Source organism: Neobacillus kokaensis (assembly GCF_014656545.1).
GTDB classification, from domain to species: Bacteria; Bacillota; Bacilli; order Bacillales; family Cytobacillaceae; genus Neobacillus; species Neobacillus kokaensis.
The window spans coordinates 132899-150706 of record NZ_BNDS01000008.1 but is presented as its reverse complement, the minus strand read 5'-3'; the positions used below and the strand labels follow the sequence as shown (position 1 = coordinate 150706).

Annotated in this window: 15 protein-coding genes; 13 read left to right on the top strand and 2 right to left on the bottom strand. The window is 46.3% G+C overall.

What is annotated here, in order from left to right:
• Positions 1–406 precede the first annotated feature (406 nt).
• Positions 407–808, bottom strand: coding sequence for a VanZ family protein (locus tag IE222_RS11525; RefSeq protein WP_308435601.1), 402 nt, complete (start codon positions 806–808; stop codon positions 407–409).
• A gap of 170 nt (positions 809–978) precedes the next feature.
• Here IE222_RS11525 and spoIIQ point away from each other — a divergent pair, with 170 nt between their 5' ends.
• Positions 979–1899, top strand: a complete 921-nt coding sequence (gene spoIIQ, locus IE222_RS11520) for a stage II sporulation protein SpoIIQ (protein ID WP_191272879.1) — start codon at positions 979–981, stop codon at positions 1897–1899.
• Positions 1900–2280: 381 nt separating this feature from the next.
• The gene (locus IE222_RS11515; RefSeq protein ID WP_191272877.1) at positions 2281–4275 is read left to right on the top strand and encodes a penicillin-binding transpeptidase domain-containing protein; all 1995 of its coding nucleotides are present in this window, start codon (positions 2281–2283) and stop codon (positions 4273–4275) included.
• A 151-nt stretch (positions 4276–4426) separates the two neighbouring features.
• Here IE222_RS11515 and IE222_RS11510 read toward each other — a convergent pair whose 3' ends face one another.
• Positions 4427–4753: an MGMT family protein gene (locus tag IE222_RS11510; protein WP_191272875.1), complete on the bottom strand. Its 327-nt coding sequence runs from the start codon at positions 4751–4753 to the stop codon at positions 4427–4429.
• 72 nt (positions 4754–4825) lie between these two features.
• Here IE222_RS11510 and pcp point away from each other — a divergent pair, with 72 nt between their 5' ends.
• From pcp to IE222_RS11455, 11 genes are all read left to right on the top strand, one after another.
• Positions 4826–5431: a pyroglutamyl-peptidase I gene (gene pcp, locus IE222_RS11505; protein ID WP_191272873.1), complete on the top strand. Its 606-nt coding sequence runs from the start codon at positions 4826–4828 to the stop codon at positions 5429–5431.
• Positions 5432–5671: 240 nt separating this feature from the next.
• The gene (locus IE222_RS11500; RefSeq protein WP_191272871.1) at positions 5672–6022 is read left to right on the top strand and encodes a hypothetical protein; all 351 of its coding nucleotides are present in this window, start codon (positions 5672–5674) and stop codon (positions 6020–6022) included.
• Positions 6023–6353: 331 nt separating this feature from the next.
• On the top strand, positions 6354–11030 hold the full coding sequence (gene essC / locus IE222_RS11495; RefSeq protein ID WP_191272869.1) for a type VII secretion protein EssC: 4677 nt from the start codon (positions 6354–6356) through the stop codon (positions 11028–11030).
• Complete coding sequence (locus tag IE222_RS11490) at positions 11023–11277, top strand: methyltransferase (RefSeq protein WP_191272867.1); 255 nt, start codon at positions 11023–11025, stop codon at positions 11275–11277. Before essC ends, IE222_RS11490 begins: the two co-directional genes overlap by 8 nt.
• Positions 11278–11486: 209 nt before the next feature.
• Complete coding sequence (locus tag IE222_RS11485) at positions 11487–12233, top strand: hypothetical protein (protein WP_191272865.1); 747 nt, start codon at positions 11487–11489, stop codon at positions 12231–12233.
• A 22-nt stretch (positions 12234–12255) separates the two neighbouring features.
• Positions 12256–13011 (top strand): hypothetical protein, encoded by a 756-nt coding sequence (locus tag IE222_RS11480; protein WP_191272864.1) that lies wholly within the window; start codon positions 12256–12258, stop codon positions 13009–13011.
• Positions 13012–13015: 4 nt separating this feature from the next.
• Positions 13016–14407 (top strand): Mbeg1-like protein, encoded by a 1392-nt coding sequence (locus tag IE222_RS11475; RefSeq protein WP_191272862.1) that lies wholly within the window; start codon positions 13016–13018, stop codon positions 14405–14407.
• Between the two features lie 795 nt (positions 14408–15202).
• The gene (locus IE222_RS11470) at positions 15203–15394 is read left to right on the top strand and encodes a hypothetical protein (protein ID WP_191272860.1); all 192 of its coding nucleotides are present in this window, start codon (positions 15203–15205) and stop codon (positions 15392–15394) included.
• Positions 15395–15581: 187 nt separating this feature from the next.
• Positions 15582–15887: a WXG100 family type VII secretion target gene (locus tag IE222_RS11465; RefSeq protein ID WP_223282660.1), complete on the top strand. Its 306-nt coding sequence runs from the start codon at positions 15582–15584 to the stop codon at positions 15885–15887.
• Positions 15888–15912: 25 nt separating this feature from the next.
• On the top strand, positions 15913–16215 hold the full coding sequence (locus IE222_RS11460; protein ID WP_191272856.1) for a pore-forming ESAT-6 family protein: 303 nt from the start codon (positions 15913–15915) through the stop codon (positions 16213–16215).
• A 287-nt stretch (positions 16216–16502) separates the two neighbouring features.
• Positions 16503–17732, top strand: a complete 1230-nt coding sequence (locus IE222_RS11455) for a DUF6382 and FHA domain-containing protein (protein ID WP_223282659.1) — start codon at positions 16503–16505, stop codon at positions 17730–17732.
• Positions 17733–17808: the final 76 nt, after the last annotated feature.

Sequence of the window (17808 nt, the reverse complement as noted above, 5' to 3'; positions counted from 1 at the left end):
GGTTATAGGCGACCGTGTACCAGAAAAAAGAGTTCGCAGGGTAGCCAATGAAGGCTATAGGCGACCGATGCCGAGAAAAAAGAGTTCGCAGGGTAGCCAATAAAGGTTATAGGCGACCGAGGGCGAGAAAAAAGAGGGTAGCCAATGAAGGTTATAGGCGACTGAGGCCGAGAAAAAAGAGCTCGGAGGGTAGCCAATAAAGGTTATAGGCGACCGAGGGCGAGAAAAAAGAGCTCGCAGGGTAGGCAATGAAGGCTATAGGCGACTGAGGCCGAGAAAAAAGAGTTTGCAGGGTAGCCAATAAAGGTTTATAGGCTACCACAAGCCTTCAAAAGAAATCATGCCGAAATGAATTAGAATTTTGCTAAGAGCCGCGCTTTATTTTATTAAAACCAACAGGAAATGGTTAATGGCCGAGCCCCTGCACCCGTCCGAGCACCCTGCCAAGCTTCGCAAACCTCCTGCCAAACAGCGCCCCGCGAATGAAATAGAAACTAACAGCGATTCCGGTAAAATCTTTGACCAAATCAAATAATGAAGCGGAGCGGTACGGATAGAACGATTGGTGAATTTCGTCGCTGATGCCATAAAGGCCGGCAAATAAGGCACATGCCAGGTTCAATCCCGTCGTGAAGGCACGCTTTCTCGTTAAAAATGCCAGTACGAGCAGCACATACAAAATCGCGAACTCGATTAAATGAAGCGATTCCTTGATGGTATGGTCGATTGCAGAATCAGGCAGCTTGACGAATTGGTCTGAAGGCAGGCTGGACTGGATCCAAATCGCGGCCATATATAGGAAGGGCAAGAACCGAAGCGCCCATTTTAAGCTATTTTTCATAAAAAAATTCCTCCTTATTCAAAATGCATGCATAAAAACAGAAACAATGTAGGAAAATAAGTTTTTCAAAAAATTTTTTCTGACAAGTGTATATAATTCTACTTATCTGTTCAGAATGATTGCTGAGGTGATGAAAAATGAGAGAGGAAAATAAACGATCTTCTCAAGATTCAAAAGTAAAACGCTTCTTTAAAAAGCGTTGGGTGTTTCCAGCTATTTATATCGCAAGTGCAGCAATCATTTTAACAGGAGTTCTTTGGTATCAATCCGCCGGAAATAACACAGACAAGTATAATTACAAGTCTAGTGATTTGACTGGCAAAAAGAACCCGCCAGCCGTAGAGGTTAACAAAGGTTTAGAAAACTTCAAGATGCCAGTGGCCAAGACTGAATCTGCTGTGATTAAAACTAAATTCTATGATTTTAATGCAAAAGCAGAAGAGAGAGAAGCAGCGCTCGTATTTTACAACAATACGTACCAAACGAATACTGGTATTGACATCACAATGCCGGATGGCAAGAGCTTTGACGTTACTGCCTCTTTAAGCGGTACAGTTACACGTGTTGATGATCAAGATGCTGTTCTTGGAAATGTAATTGTAATCGAACACGCCAATGGTATTGTAACACAATATCAATCTGTAAAAGAGATTAAAGTTAAAGAAGGCGACGTTGTGAAGCAAGGTGACGTTCTTGCGAAGGCTGGCCAAAGCTTGTTCAATGAAAAAGCCGGTACACACGTTCACTTTGAAATCCGCAAAGATGGCGTAGCCGTGAACCCATCGAACTTCTTTGACAAACCAGTAAGTGCCTTAATGGAAGCTCAGGTTTCTAATGAGAAAAAGCCAATGGAAACGCCAAAGTCAGATGAAAAACAACTGGACAATTCCGAAAAGTCTAATAGCGACGGCACGTCTGTTGAAGACGATAAGTCTGTCGAAGATGAAAAAACAATTGAAGATGACAAGTCTACAGATGGCGACGAGTCTACTGATGATAGCCAGTCTCCAAGCGATGACGAGTCTACAAACTCAACAACAGATAGCACAAACTCATAATACAATAGTGCCGGAATACAAGAAAACGAGCACTTGCAGCCAGCGCGGCTTGAAGCGCCGTGCGTATGGCACTATAAAGAAAGTAAATTCCGTAACAAAGGGGAAGGGGAAAAGAACTTTCCTCTTTTTTTTGTGCGGTTTTTGAGTTTGTATAAGTATTGAAGAGGGTATTGGGAAATGAAAGGGAAATGGAAGAGGAAATAAAAGGGGAAATGGTGCCTGACACCACCCGTGGACATGATTCCACGTGGGGTGGACAGTTGGTGTGTTGCAGAAAGAATACAGGAATAATGTGAAGTTTTCACATGGTGCCTGACACCAAATATATATGTTAGAATGGGAATGTCAAAGTTATCCAAGGTTTTAGAGGGGGTTATCGAATTGAGGAAGTTATTTGGGGTGCTGCTGGTGGCGCTGCTTGTGCTGGTGTTTGCGGGCTGCAGTAAGGAGCCGCAGCCGCAGGATCGGTTTAACGAGTACATAAATTTATGGAATAAGCAGAAGTTTGATAAGATGTATGATTACCTTTCAAATAGTGCAAAAAAGAAAATCTCTCAAGAGGAATTTGCGAGCCGTTACAAGAAAATTTATGACGACTTAGAGATTTCTGACCTCGAGATTCAATTCAAGAAACCAAAAGAAGATAAACAGGGCGAAAACGAGAAGGCCCACTATTCTTTTACCGCTAACATGAATAGCGTCGCAGGACCTATTTCATTTACCTACAAAGCCAATCTCAAGAAGGAAGAAAAGGACAATAAGAAAAACTGGTACGTTGATTGGAATACGGGATTCATTTTCCCACAAATAAAAGAAGGCGATAAGATCAGCCTGAATACAATCAAGCCGAAACGGGGAGAAATCCTGGACCGCTTTGGCAACAGTCTGGCGGCAAACGGCCAAGTGTACGAAGTCGGCGTTGTGGCAGGGAAATTAGACAGCTCGGTCATCGACCCTCTGTCCAAGCTGTTAAAAATGTCCCTGGAGCAAATTAACAAAACACTGGATGCCAGTTGGGTGCAGGAAGGGATGTTTGTGCCGCTGAAAAAAGTCTCCATGGAAGACAAGGAACGAGTGGCACAGCTCGTAGCATTAGAGCCGGTTCAGACGCGCAAAGTCGAAGCGAGGGTCTATCCATATGGGAAAGCAGCAGCCCAGCTAATCGGCTACGTCGGTCCGATGACCGCAGAAAAGCTGGAAAAATTGAAGGACAAGGGTTACACGGCGAACGACGTTATTGGCGTCCGCGGGCTCGAGCAAGTATTTGATGAGCAGTTGAAGGGTACAACGGGTGTCAAAATTTCCATTAAAAAAGCAGATGGTACAGAGGAGCTGCTTGCCGAAAAACCAGTCGCTGACGGGAAGGACATCAAGCTGACCATCGACGCAGATTTACAGGCAACAATTTTTGATGAAATGGGCAAGGAGGCCGGAACAGCGGCAGCGATGAACCCGGTCACCGGAGAGACATTGGCGCTTGTGTCGAGTCCGTCATTTGATCCAAATCAGGCAACGCTTGGTTTTTCCACAGACGAGTGGAAGGCGCTGCAGGATAATAAGAAAAAGCCGCTGTTGACACGTTTCAGCCAGGTGTTTGCGCCAGGCTCGGTGATGAAGCCGATCACCGCAGCGGTCGGACTTGAGAGCGGTGCGATTAAGCCGGATGAAGGCGTGAAAATTGAAGGGAAGCAGTGGCAAAAGGACAAGTCGTGGGGCGGTTACTATGTAACACGGGTTCACGTCGGCAGCCCGATTAATTTGGAAAAAGCATTCGTGTACTCAGATAATATTTATTTTGCCCAGGCGGCTTTAAAAATGGGGAAAGATGATTTTTCGGCTGGCTTGAAAAAGTTTGGCTTTGAGAGTGAGCTGGATTATGCCTATCCGTTGGCGACGTCCAAGATTGGCGGGCTTGCGAATGATATTGCGCTTGCTGATTCCGGTTACGGTCAAGGGCAGATTCAGATGAGCATTGTGCATTTGCTGGCGGCCTATACGCCATTTGTTAACAGTGGCAATATGATAAAGCCAGTACTGCTGGCAGATGATAAACATGGGCAGGTTATGCAGGAAGGAGTTGTGTCCAGCGACCACGCCGCGTTGATTTCAGCGGATTTGCGGAAGGTCGTCAGTGATCCGAGTGGAACAGCGCGTGCAGCCGAAATCAAAGGCTACCCTCTTGCCGGCAAAACCGGCACCGCGGAAATCAAGCAAAAGCAGGGCGAGACCGGAACGGAGCTCGGCTGGTTCATTGGCTACAATGTTGAAAAACCGGATTTAATGATCGCGATGATGGTCGAGAACGTCCAAAAACCACGCGGCGGCTCGTCAATTCCGGTGAAAAAAGTGAAGAATATTTATACGAAGTGGAAGTAAGTTTCTTTTTAAAAAATAACACCCGCATTTTGGCGGGTGTTATTTTTTAGATTTTAGTAAGAGCGGTTCTACGCGACTTTGAAGGAGGAGAAATTAGTTGGTAAGTCGCCTAAAATAGCAATTCGGCAAATTAACACGACCATCAACCTCATTATAAAGATCTTCCATCTCCCTCAGGTTCCCACAAATATTTTTCCAAATCAATCACCCCGTGCAGACCCACCTTCACCCCTTCAGCCTCAAGCGACATCCATTGCTCGTTGTAGGATTCGTCATCCTGGATGGCGATGGCCCCCTTGGCGTTGACCACCCGGTGCCACGGAAGTTTATGGGCGCGGCTCATCGAATGAAGAATGCGGACAACCTGACGGGCGGCACGCGGACTGCCGGCGAGCCCAGCGATTTGCCCGTAGGTCATGACCTTGCCCGGGGGGATATTACGGATGATATCAATTACTTTTTCAGTAAACGGCGTCATGAATTTATTTCCTTTCTTAGCAACTTACAAACATTATATAATAATTGAAAAAACAAGAGCGAGGGACAAGAAATGAAGACATTACTTTTAACAGGATTTGAACCATTTTTAGAGTTTCCCATTAACCCGACGGAAAAAATCGTTAAAGAACTGGATGGCACTCAAATAGGAGGTTATCAAATTATAGGGCAGCTGCTGCCGGTGACCTATGAAGAAGCAGGAGAACGAGTCTTAGCAGCAATCCAACAGACCGAGCCGGATGCAGTAATTTCTCTAGGATTAGCAGCAGGCCGTGCACAAATTACCCCTGAACGAATTGCCATCAATTGCCGTGACGCCGCAGGAGCGCCCGATAACAACGGTGTCGTGCTCGAGGATGCCCCAATTATGGAAGATGGTCCAGATGGTTACTTTTCCACATTGCCAATAAGGAAATTCGTCAACGTACTTAACGATAAGGGATATCCAGCCAAAATTTCAAATACAGCTGGAACCTATTTATGCAACAACATTATGTACGTGGTCCAGCATGAACTAAGGGAAAAAGCGATTCCTGCAGGATTCGTCCACATCCCCGCCTCCCACGAACTCGCCGTAAAAGGAAAAAAAGACATCCCATCCTGGTCCCAGCAAGATTTACTTGAAGCAGTAAAGATCATCATTTCCGGATTGGACTAATAGGAGGATAGAAAAGGATTGTGAAAACTTCACATGGTGCCTGACACCGCTCATGGACACGATTCCGCCCCACATGGACAGTATGTGAAGTTTTTGCATGGTTCTTGACCCCTTAATTTACAATCCTAATTTTGGTAAAAACGATTATTTAGTCCTATTTTGCTAGGGTGTTAAAACTACTATAATAGTAATGTTAATTATGGGTGAATTGTAAAGTTTAGGAAAATGCAGGTGATTTTAGTGGGTATAAATGTTGGTTTGGCCCATTCTCAAGGGAATAAGGTGAAGGATTGCGCTCAAACGCTTAGCGGGATTCGGAATAGCATGAGCCAGGTGAAAGGCAGTCTAAATCAAGGCTGGCAGTCGACAGAGATGACGTATGTCAATCAATCGATTGAGGAAATCAATCGTGATCTATCGCAGTTGTCCTCGAAGTTACAGCAAATTGGTGCGGATATCATTGCTGTGGCGGAGCAAATCAAGCGTGAAGAGGAAGCGAAGGCGAGGGCCGAGGCAGAAGCAAGAGCAAAGGCGGAAGCGGAGGCTAAGGCGAAGGCTGAAGCGGCAAAGGCGGCCGCTAGAGGAAAATAAAGAGTTTCGATGGGCAGCGAAAACTACACCAGCTGGACATTTTAATATGTAAATATAAAAATATCACTAGAAAAGTGAATTAAAAAATTATCCCTTAGCCTTGTGTATCAAGGAAAACGACGTTGGCATCATAGAAGCATCAGTAAATCAAATAATATAGGAAAATACCATCACACAAGTGGTGGCTTTTTATTTTTAGATAGGAAAAATGGACTATAAATCAACTGGTAAAATGATTCCAAAGTTAGGTACTCAATACGTAAAAAGTTCTTTATCATATAAAATATGGAAAAAATGCGTAAAGTAGCAGGACTGTAGGGAGAGAATCGTTTTGATTTTAACACTTTTTGACCGTGGTAAAGCGTTTGATATGGTTTTACCGGAAAAAATTACTGGGAGATACGTCCTGACAACAGAAGACCAGAAGGGCCAGCCGCAGGATCTAATTGCGGTCGAGGCGGAAGACGGCCACTGGTACATCAAATCCAATCAATATGCCTACATAAAAGATGCAGAAAGACAAAAAAAGGCCCTTGTGGAGCCGTTTATGACCTATACCATTCACCGGGACGGCGCCGCAGCTGCCCTCCTCTACGTCGAACCGTACAGCGAGGAACGCAACGAGTTCACAAGACACATCGCCGCCGCCTCTAAAATCAAAATTGGCCGCGCGAAAGACAACCACATTTGCTTCACCAACAAATTGGTGTCAGGCACCCATGCCGTTATTGAGTACACCACGAGCGAACAAGCGATAATTCGAGATCAGAACAGTGCCAATGGTACATATGTGAACGGCGAGCGGATTTCTGAGCATCACCTGGAAATCGGAGACGTCATTTCAATCATGGGGCTGAAGATTATTTTTAACGGGCGCTTGCTTGCGTTAAATAATCCGCACCAGCTTGTATTTTTAGACCGTAACGCTTTCAAACCACATATGGTGAGTGAGCCGCTTCCAGAAGTGGAGGACGGACTCGATGATTTCAACAAGGAAGAGGACACATCTGAGCTGTTCTACCGCTCGCCAAGATTCAAACGTGATATCGAGCGAAAAACGATCAAAATCGATCCGCCGCCGGCACCAAATCAATTAGAAGAAACACCGCTGATGCTCCTCCTCGGCCCGTCGATTACGATGGGGATGGGGTCGCTTGCAACCGGTGTGTTCGCGGTGATGAACGTGCAGCGGACAAACGGCGACTGGATGTATGCGGCGCCGACATTAATCATGTCCATCAGCATGCTGCTCGGGATGATTCTCTGGCCGATTTTAACAAAGCGCTATGAAAAAAAGCGCCGCATCGCCCATGAGAAGAAGCGCCAGGAAAAATACAGCGCTTATATAGAAGAAATGAAACAGGTCATCGCCGATGAATGCGCCTATCAATGGGACATTTTGCATGAAAACCATATCCCGCTCGCCAACTGCTTGAACCGCATCGATAACCGCGAGCGGACTTTGTGGGAGCGGGTCATCGGCCAGGATGACTTTTTAAAAATAAGAGTCGGGATTGGCGACCTGTCGCTGGCTGCGGACATTAAGTTCCCTGAGAAAAAGTTCGCACTTGAAGACGACAATCTTCGCGACGCTTTATATGAACTAGCGGAAACACCGCAAATTTTGAAGCAGGTGCCGATTACGATTTCGTTAATCGAAGAGCGGGTCAGCGGGATTATCGGCAAGCGCGAAAAAGTTGCGTCGTTTGTCAAAGGGCTGATTTTTCAATTATCCGCCTTACATAGCTATGATGAAGTGAAATTCGTGTTCCTCTACGACCAAAGCGAGCATGCCGACTGGAAGTTCGCTAGATGGCTGCCGCATGTCTGGGACGAGGCGAAGACAGTGCGTTTTATTGCGACAGATGTCAACGAGGCGAAGGAGCTGTCAGCATTTTTTGAAAAAGAAATGGCCGCACGCACTGACCGCCTGCAAAACGGGATGGAAGCAGCGGAATTGAGGCCGCATTACGTCGTGTTCTCGATGAGCCGGGAGCTGGCGGCGAAAACGGAAATGATCAATTTGCTGTTAAAAGAAAAGCAGCAGCTCGGCTTCAGCCTGATCACCATGTACGATGAGCTGGCGCATCTGCCGAAGGAATGCACGAACGTCGTCGAGCTTCCGGGGGTGCAAAAAGCCGGGAAAAACTACAGCAAGGGTGAACTGGGCGAGAAAAAGGACCAAAATATCGGGAAAATTTATGACAAAGACGATATTTCCGGCAAGTACCAAGCGTTTGTGCCGGATATCTATATGACCCGCGATGCCGAGGAGATGGCAGTGAAGCTCGCGAATATCGAGCTTTCCTCTTCTGCGGCGGCCTATACGCTGCCGGATATGCTGACCTTTTTAGAAATGTTCGGTGTCGGCAAGGTTGAGCATTTAAATGCATTGACACGGTGGAAAGAGAACAATCCAACATTGACGATCGAAACACCAATTGGGGTTAACCGGATGGGCGAGCCGTTCATGCTCGACCTTCATGAAAAATTCCACGGACCGCACGGCTTGATTGCCGGTATGACCGGTTCGGGAAAAAGTGAATTCATCATGACGTTTATTTTGTCGCTGGCGGTGAACTACCATCCGGACGAAGTCGCGTTTATTTTAATCGACTATAAGGGCGGCGGGATGGCGAACGCCTTCTTGAACCTGCCGCACTTAGCAGGCACGATCACGAACTTAGACGGTGCTGCGGTGAAGCGTTCACTCGTTTCGATTCAAAGTGAATTGAAGCGGCGCCAGGCGATTTTTAGCGAAGCCAGCCGTCGCCTGGGCGAAAGCAATATCGATATTTATAAGTACCAAAAATTATACCGCGAAGGCGTCGTTACCGAGCCGCTGCAGCATTTGTTCATGATTTCCGACGAGTTTGCCGAGTTAAAAACGCAGCAGCCGGAATTTATGGAACAGCTTGTCAGCGCCGCAAGGATTGGCCGGAGCTTGGGCGTTCACTTGATTTTAGCGACGCAAAAGCCGTCCGGTGTCGTCGACGATCAAATTTGGAGTAACAGCAAATTCCGGATCAGCTTGAAGGTGCAGGAAAAAGCGGATTCGATGGAGGTTATCAAACGGCCGGATGCCGCGGAGCTGTCACAGACGGGGCGTTTCTATTTGCAGGTCGGCTACAACGAGCTGTTCGAGCTCGGGCAATCAGCCTGGGCCGGTGCACCGTATTATCCAGCTGATAAGGTCGAAAAACGTAAGGATGACGGTATTGCCGTGATAGATCATTTAGGCCGTGTAGTGAAGAGTGCACGGATAGATAAGCAAAAGGGCAAGCTGAAAAATCCAGCCAAGCAGATTGATGAAATTACGAAGTATTTGGAGAGCTTGGCAGAGCAAGAGGCAATTTCGGTCAAACCGTTGTGGCTTGAACCGATACCGGCAAATGTTTTTGTCGATGGCTTGAAGGAGAAATATCGTGTGGGTGCTGGGGCTCAGAGTTTCGACCTCAATCCAGTCATCGGCGAGTACGACGATCCAGCCCGCCAGCGTCAGCTAGTACTACGGCTGCCGATTACCCAGGAAGGCAACACAATCGTGTACGGCGTGGCCGGCAGCGGCAAAACAACTTTCCTGACGACCTTGATTTACTCGTTAATGGAAGAGCACACGCCGGAAGAAGTGAACATCTATGCGCTCGACTTCGGTTCAGAAACGCTGAGCTGGTATCAGGGCGCGCCGCACGTCGGCGATGTGATGCTGTCGCATGAAGCAGAAAAAATTGACAATCTATTTAAAATGCTGAGCGGTGAAGTGGCGGCTCGGAAAAAACGGTTTGCACCGTATGGCGGGGACTTCCGGACCTATAATAGGGCGGCGGCTGAGCCGGTTCCTGCTCTCGTTGTGATGATTCACAACTACTCCACTTTTTCGGAAACATACGAGCAATATGAAGAAACAATTTCGTATTTAACGCGCGAAGGCACGAAGTACGGCCTTTATTTCGTTGTAACGGCGCTAAATACTGGAGCGGTCCGCTACAAACTGATGCAGAACTTTAAGCAGATCTATGTGCTGCAGCTAAATGATACAACAGAGTACTCGGCAGTTTTAGGCAGCGTCGACGGGGTCTACCCTTCGAAGTTTAAAGGCCGGGGGATTTTTAAAGCCGATGAGGTGTACGAATTCCAGACCGCGCAAATTTCAGCGGCGGCTTCCGGGGATGTGTACCGTTTTGTGACCGACTATTGCCGCAGCTGGCAGCAGAAGTGGAAGAAGAGCGGGGCGAAGCGGATTCCAATTTTACCGGAAAAAGTGGACCTTGAGTATGTACGCGATGAAATGCAATATGGCATAGGGCTGCCGGTTGGGGTGGAAAAAGCAACACTGCAGGTGGCTGGCTACGATTTCCGCGGTCAATATATTACCTTGGTTACGGCAGCGGATGGCAGCGAGTGCGTGCCGTTCCTGCAGGGACTTGCTGAAGTGGCCGCGGCGAAGGGTGAGAGCGAGGTTGTGGTGCTCGATCCAGCGGCGGACTTTGCGGAGGACAGCAGCCGCAGCTACGAATATGTAACGGGATTTAAGCCTTTAGAGGATAGAATTGTCGAGTTATTTAACATGTTAGTGTATCGCAATAATACATCGAAGGATGCGCTTGAAGCTGGCCTCGTGGCACCTGTTTTTGCAGAAGTGATGGTGATGATCGGTTCGTTCAGTGAATTGAATGAGCAATTGTCCGAGGATGGGCGCGATAAGCTGAAGGTCTTTTTAGAAAAAGGAAATGGGTTAAACGTGACGTTTGTGTTGGGCGATTCCGCTGACAAACTGAACGGTATCACCTACGAGCCGTGGTTCCAGCAGCATGTGTCGCTCCAGGATGCCATCTGGGTCGGCAACGGCATTGCGGATCAATATGTGCTGAAAATCGCGAAGTTCTCAAACGGGTTGTATCAGGAGCTCCCGGAGGGCTTTGGCTACATTATCCGCAAAGGGAAGGTTTCCCAGGCGAAGCTGTTGACTTCGGCGGCAAGCGAAGAGGGGGCTGTGCAGTATGTCTAAAATCTTAGTCGAAGTCTACAGCCCCGCCGCAGGCAGCACGTACGACGTATTCATCCCGCTGGAGAGCAAGATGTACGAGGTTGCCTATTTGCTGGCAAACACCATTTCGGAGCTGTCACAAGGATATTTTAAAGCCAGTGGCGGTCAAACCATCGTCTGCGACCGGGGAAGCGGTCAAGTGTTTGATGTCAACATGACGGTCGAGGAGCTTGGGCTTGGGAATGGTGCAAAATTGATGCTGCTGTGAATGTGAGGCTGTCGGGGGTGCTGTCGGATAGGGGGGCGTAACTGTTGGAAAGCCGGGTTAACTGTTGGATGGGGTGGCGTAACTGCTCGGAAAGCCGGCTGCAACTGTCGTATAGCCTTTTCCAATTGGCGGATAACATGCCGCAATTGTCGCACACCCCTTTTCTTGCACAGCACTTCAGCCCCTCAGTCATAAAAGGAAGATAAAAAATGAAAAAAAGAACGCTATTAATCTTTGTTCTTTGCATTTTAGCAATCGGCACCACCGGATGTTCATTCGGCGAGCCGCCAGAGAAGGCAATTACCGATTATTTAGAACAGACTTATCGTGAAAAATTTGAAGTAGAGGTCTATGAGAAAGGCAGTACTTTTTTAAAAAACATGTATGGCAGTGACAAGATTATTGTTCATCCAAAAGGCAAACCGGAGTATGTTTTTGTAGCCGGTGAAGACAGGGATCATGAAGGCGAGTATTACGATACGTATGTGCTTTCGAAATGGGGATATGAACTTACTGAGAAGTTAGAGGAGGACATCCACCGAATACTTCCGGGAGACATATATCGATTTTTATTGTATGTGGAAGATGGCAAATACGACCCTTCTATGAAAAATATGTCTTTTTTTGATTTCCTTTCAAATAAGACGAATCAAGTTTTATTGAATTTAAAAGTAGCTGTAAAAACATCGGGCTCTCCGAATGTCAAGGACTACTATAAAGCTGCTTACAACTTGCAGAAGCTGCTAGATTCTTTAGGTACAGATATGAATGGTTTATCAATTGGATTTGTTGACAGATCGGAAGACATTACGAACTACATCCGGACAGCGAATGTGAATAATGTGGGTTGGGACAATTTAGATGCGAAGGTGTATGGAGTAATTAAAATCAATAAGCTGTATAACATTACTGACCCAAGCCAAGTCGAAAAATATTATAAAAAGTTTGATGAATAAATCCCTCTAAAGGAGGTGCACCATGAAGTTGAAAAAAAGAATGGCAGCCATTCTTCTTCCCATTATGTTAGTGCTAGGAGGAACCGGGTGTATGAATGAGAAATCACCAGAAACTGCAATTGTAGATTATCTTGAAAAAACCTATCATGAAAAATTTGAAGTGGAAAAATTTAAGAAGGGTAGTACCTTTTTGAAAAAAATGTATGGCAGTGACAAAATTATTGCTCATCCAAAAGGCAAACCGGAGTATGTTTTTCTAGCCGGGGAGGACAGAAACCATGAAGGTGAGTATTACGATACGTATGTCCTGTCCAAGTGGGAATATGAATTGACGAAGAAATTTGAAAAGGATATCCGTCAAATAGTGCCAGGCGATTTTGAATACCGTGTGCTGTTATACGTTGAAAAAAGTAAGTATGACAGCAGCATGAAGGACATGTCGGTGTTTGATTATTTTTCAAAAAAGAATAACGATGCTGAAGTGGTCATTAATATAGCAGCAAAAAGCCCCAACCCGCCAAAGCCGGAAGAATACTATGAACCGGTTTACCGACTCTTGCACCTGTTAGGGAAATTAGGCGTAGAAGCGTATGATGTTTCAATTGGGTTTGTAGACAGTAAGGATGATGTCACCGATTATATCCGGACAGCGAGTATCAATAATGTCCCATGGTCCAATTTGGATGCCAAGGTATACGGGACAATTGTAGTAGATAACATCGCCAATATCACGGACCCAAGCCAGATAGAAGAATATTATACAAAGTTTGAGGACTAATTCTATGGCTCTTAACAAGTTAAATGATGAAGAGAAAAATATCCTGCTGCAATTGTCATATTTTGATATACCCGACAATGTTCGAGCGAATAATCTTTCTCCAGAAGAACTCTGGATAAAAATAAAGCGGAATTCTAATAACAGCGATGATGTCAGAACAGAAAAGCTCGATGCATTTTTCAATTCACCTGCTTATGAAAAATCTAATCTAGCAGACGTTAAACTTAAAGGCTATCAAAACAACAACCCTCATATGGACGGTAAATCAGAATCCGGTTTTGTCGGCTATGCCTGGGGAGATACCGACGGGAACGCCTCGGCTGTTTTTCGCGGCAGTGAGGATTTTAAAAATATCGATCATTTAAAGACCGACTGGAAATCGAATGTTGAGGCTGGCCTTGGAGTCACGATTGAACAGCAGAAGGAAGCGAATCGGTTCTACGAGCAATATGTTAAAGGGGCGGACGGTTCAAAGGAACTTCTTGGGCATTCCAAGGGCGGCAACATTGTCTCATATGTCTATGTGGAAAACTTGGAGGATAATCCCAGGGGCTATGTCGTCAACGGTGCACCGATTTTTTGGCCGAGTTTGACCGATGAACAAAAAAAGGCTTTAAAAAGCGACCGCTTTGATTTTATCGCTTATGAAGGGGATTTTGTCCACGACCTCGGTTACGCCCCGTACCTCGATAAAGTCGTGGCGCTCAATAAAGACGATTACAGTGACCCGTTTTATCCGCATTACGAGACGAGTGTTGATTTTAAAAATGGCACGTTTGTGAAATCCCGACCGGGCGGACCGGATACGATGGGTGAGGCAGCGGCAGAATCCTTTAAGTTTATAACGGTTTACACGGTGCATGGGTTTAGGGAAGCATATAAAGCGATTGTTGCCGTAGGAAATGCGGCGGCAGCGGCTGTTGTGGCCACGTGGAAAGGCATGGAGACCGCGGCGAGGAAAGTGGTTGACAGCTGCGTTGCATTTATTTCGGGCTTGAAGCATGTCACCACAGAAGTAATCAAGGGTGCTAGGGAATTTTTAAGTGCTGTTGTGAGTAAAGCAAAATCAACACTTGCACGGATTTTTGGCGCCTTGGCGGGCGGTGGCGGCGGGGGATTCGCTGTTGAACCTTACATCAAGGTAAATGTGGACCGGTTAGCGTATTACGTCTGGCGCCTGCAGGCGATTAAACGCAAAACGGCAGCGTTAAATAGCAAGATTGATAGTTTGTATACGGAAGTAGGCGTGTTTGGGCTTGATAACGTGCTGAAGGCGGATATGCTGACATCGTTTGATTGGCGGATTAATCAAAATATCAGCTATTTGCAGACGGCTGCAAGTTTACTGGAGCGGACGGAGACGGAGCTGGCAGGGAAGGCTCGGGCGATCCGGTGAGATGGGCGGTTGTATGAGACAAATTTCTGGTTTAGCGAGGTGGATTTTTCTCATAGGGATGGTCTATGGGACAGTTTACCGGTTTAAGTGGTAGTTTTTGTCTCATAGGAAGGGTCTATGAGACAGTTTTCTGGTTAGAGCTGTAGTTTTTGTCCCATAGGGATGGTCTATGGGACAGTTTACCGGTTTAAGTGGTAGTTTTTGTCTCATAGGAAGGGTCTATGGGACAGTTTACCGGTTAGAGCGGTAGTTTTTGTCTCATATGGATGGTCTATGGGACAGTTTACCGGTTAGAGCGGTAGTTTTTGTCTCATATGGATGGTCTATGGGACAGATTTCCGGTTAATGCGGTAGTTTTTGTCTCATAGGGAAGGTCTATGGGACAGTTTATCGGTTAGAGCGGTAGTTTTTGTCTCATAGGGAAGGTCTATGGGACAGTTTATCGGTTAGAGAGGCAGTTTTTGTCTCATAGGAAGCGTCTATGAGACAGTTTTCCGGTTTGAGCTGTAGTTTATGTCCCATAGGGCAAGTCTATGAGCCAGTTTTCCGGTCAGAGCAGCAGTTTTTGTCTCATAGGGAACGTCTATGAACCAGTTTACCGGTTAGAGCGGCACTTTCTGTCCCATAGCAATTGTCTATGAGACAAATTACGGTCTGCAAAGGTTTATTTGTCTCATAGCGAACGCCTTAAAGAAAGTGTAATAGAATCCTAGCTTTGAATTAGAAAGTAAGAATATTAGGTTCTTGCGATAACAGGTATTTGAACCTGCACAATCTGGGAATGGGGGGAAACGAATGGATAAGAAAGTACAAAACAAAGTGAACGGGATCATCCATGAGATTAACGCCATTGCCAGAGAGCTCGAAGAAATATCTTATGGACTAGGCAATGAATTCAAAGGCATCGGCGCCACCCAAAGCGCCGCCAGTCTCCAGCAAGCCGCCAGTAAATACCGCCGCGTCGGCCACGAACTACGGAAAATCTAGCGTCAGCGGCGATGTCAGCGGGGGCTGCACGGGCGGTGTCAGGCACCATGTGAAAATTTCACAATTAAAATTGTCTACTCCAGGCGTACAAATGTCCACGAAGGGTGTCAGGCACCCAAAAAAAGCACTAAAGCAGAACTAGTAAAGAGGTGCACCAAAACACAAAAACACTTTAAAGGAGGTGATAATGATGGCAAGATCGATTATGGTTGATCCGGCGAAGCTTGAGGAGGCGTCAAACAAGATTGATTCCCAATCTGCGGAGTATGAGAAGCTTTATAAAGCGCTTTTTAACGAAGTGGATGGGATGCAGGCTGCTTGGCAAGGGCAGGATAACGTAGCTTACACGACCCAAATCAAAGGCTTCATGGATGACTTCCAAAAAATGACCCAGCTCATGAGACAGTACTCTGAATTCTTAAAGATGAGTGCGAAAACATACCGCAACACGCAAAGCGACGTCGTTTCCGCAGCGAAACGTTTAACAAACTAATATACACACAGGGGAGGTGTCGAGTATGGCAGCAGATGGAATTAAAATTACCCTTAACCAGGTATCCAGCACGGCCAACCAAATCCGTACGCTGAACAACCAGTTAACAGACAGACTTGCGGATATCCGTAAAGAAATGAATGCATTAGGAAACACGTGGAACTCTGATGCATCCAACACGATTAGAAACAACTTCAACGCGTTGCAGCCGAAGTTTGAAAACTTCCGCCAGATCGTGGACAGCTATGGCAAATTCCTTGACCAAACGGTAAATGCCTACGACTCCACAGAATCAGCCATCAACAACAACGCCAGCGCATTCAGATAAGCCGCTATGCCGGTAAACTCGCAGTATTCGTCGGTAACAGAGGATACTGTACCGGTAAATGGCAAAAATGAGCCGGTAAAGAGGTAAAATCTGCCGGTAAACAGTAAATTTTTGCCGGGAAACAACTATCAATCTATTTCCAGCTCCATTTGAGGGCTGGAAATAGAGATAAAAGTGGTGTAAAAGTGGTGTCAGGCACCACTCGTGGACATTTGTACGTGTGGAGTGGACAGTTGATCGCCAATATGGGGTTGAAAACGAGAATAGTAAAGTAATGGAGACGATGGATGATGATTAGGGATTTGGATTTGAGGTTGGAGAGTTATGGCGGGGCGCAGTTTTTGTTTTTGGCAGTTCCGGCGGGAATGGAGCTTGATGGCATGGCGGTTGAGCAAATCGCGTCGAAGCAGACCCAGGGGTTGCTGCCGTGTGCGGTGCTCCAGAAGGATGAGGCTGTCTATGTCCGATATGACCAAATTTCCGACAGGACGCTTGCGGACGTTTTTTCAGGCACCCTTACAAAGCAACTGCTTACAACGAATCTATTAAACGTGATGGACAGTTTGCTAGATCTCCAGCAAACTGGTTTAGATCTTGAGAACCTGCTGCTTAACAAGCAATATATCTTCCTTGATCACTTTTCAAATAGATTAGCCTTTGTATATGTACCCGTAACCAATAATGTTTTTGAAAAGGTATCAATGAAGGGATTCATCAGCGAATTACTCACCGCTGCACCGTATGATGAGGCTGATGACCTGCTTTTTTACATCAAACTCGTAAATTACATTGCCAGTCAAACTGACCTGAATTTAATAGATTTTCAAAAAAAGTTAACCGAACTCGCATTCATCAAGGATGTATCGACAAAAGCCGAACCAGAGCTGGCCGGTAATTTTTACAGTCCTGGAAAAATAGAAGCGGCAACCGCCATCGAAAACGGCATGCTGACTTCGGAATACAGCAGCAGGAAGACGGACAAGAAATCAAGCCAGAAGCTCGAGATTGAGGAGGAGGTCCAGTACAAGCGGATTACCCGCACGGAGCTTGGGGAAGGCGAGTCACTTTTAAAAGGGGCGGCATCCCTTGGCGGTACTTCCATCAACATTATACCGAAGCTCGGTCACGATCCGCATGAGGACGAAGGGACGACCGTTTTGACCGCAGGCAGGGACGAGGAGGAAGAAGGAACCACCGCACTTGGGGTTTCTCATCATATCTCGACGCGGCCGTTCTTCATTACAGCCGTCTCGAAGGAAAAAATTGAGGTCGCGAAGAACGAGTTCAAGATAGGCCGCGACCCGGAACAAGCCGACTATGTTTCAAAAAACAAGGTCGTCGGCCGCGTCCATGCCAAAGTCATCACCGAAAACGGCGAATACTTTCTAGTCGACCAGCAATCAAAAAATGGCAGCTACCTAAACGGCACCAAGGTCCTTCCCTACAAAAAAACCAAAATCAAACACGACGACCACATCCGGCTCGGCAACGAAGAATTCGTCTTTCGGATGTTTTAGGTTGGGTGAAACTTGTGGAGGTTCAATGAACACAAGAAGGTGTAAAAATGCGTTTAAAGTGTTCATAGGGAAGTCC

Bases quoted from the DNA above. Each gene is read 5' to 3' on its own strand.
- spoIIQ (WP_191272879.1), top strand. From the start codon at position 979: ATGAGAGAGGAAAATAAACGATCTTCTCAAGATTCAAAAGTAAAACGC.
- IE222_RS11465 (WP_223282660.1), top strand. From the start codon at position 15,582: ATGATGGCAAGATCGATTATGGTTGATCCGGCGAAGCTTGAGGAGGCG.
- IE222_RS11475 (WP_191272862.1), top strand. From the start codon at position 13,016: ATGGCTCTTAACAAGTTAAATGATGAAGAGAAAAATATCCTGCTGCAA.
- IE222_RS11510 (WP_191272875.1), bottom strand. From the start codon at position 4,753: ATGACGCCGTTTACTGAAAAAGTAATTGATATCATCCGTAATATCCCC.
- IE222_RS11490 (WP_191272867.1), top strand. From the start codon at position 11,023: ATGTCTAAAATCTTAGTCGAAGTCTACAGCCCCGCCGCAGGCAGCACG.
- IE222_RS11485 (WP_191272865.1), top strand. From the start codon at position 11,487: ATGAAAAAAAGAACGCTATTAATCTTTGTTCTTTGCATTTTAGCAATC.
- IE222_RS11480 (WP_191272864.1), top strand. From the start codon at position 12,256: ATGAAGTTGAAAAAAAGAATGGCAGCCATTCTTCTTCCCATTATGTTA.
- pcp (WP_191272873.1), top strand. From the start codon at position 4,826: ATGAAGACATTACTTTTAACAGGATTTGAACCATTTTTAGAGTTTCCC.
- IE222_RS11470 (WP_191272860.1), top strand. From the start codon at position 15,203: ATGGATAAGAAAGTACAAAACAAAGTGAACGGGATCATCCATGAGATT.
- IE222_RS11455 (WP_223282659.1), top strand. From the start codon at position 16,503: ATGATGATTAGGGATTTGGATTTGAGGTTGGAGAGTTATGGCGGGGCG.
- IE222_RS11460 (WP_191272856.1), top strand. From the start codon at position 15,913: ATGGCAGCAGATGGAATTAAAATTACCCTTAACCAGGTATCCAGCACG.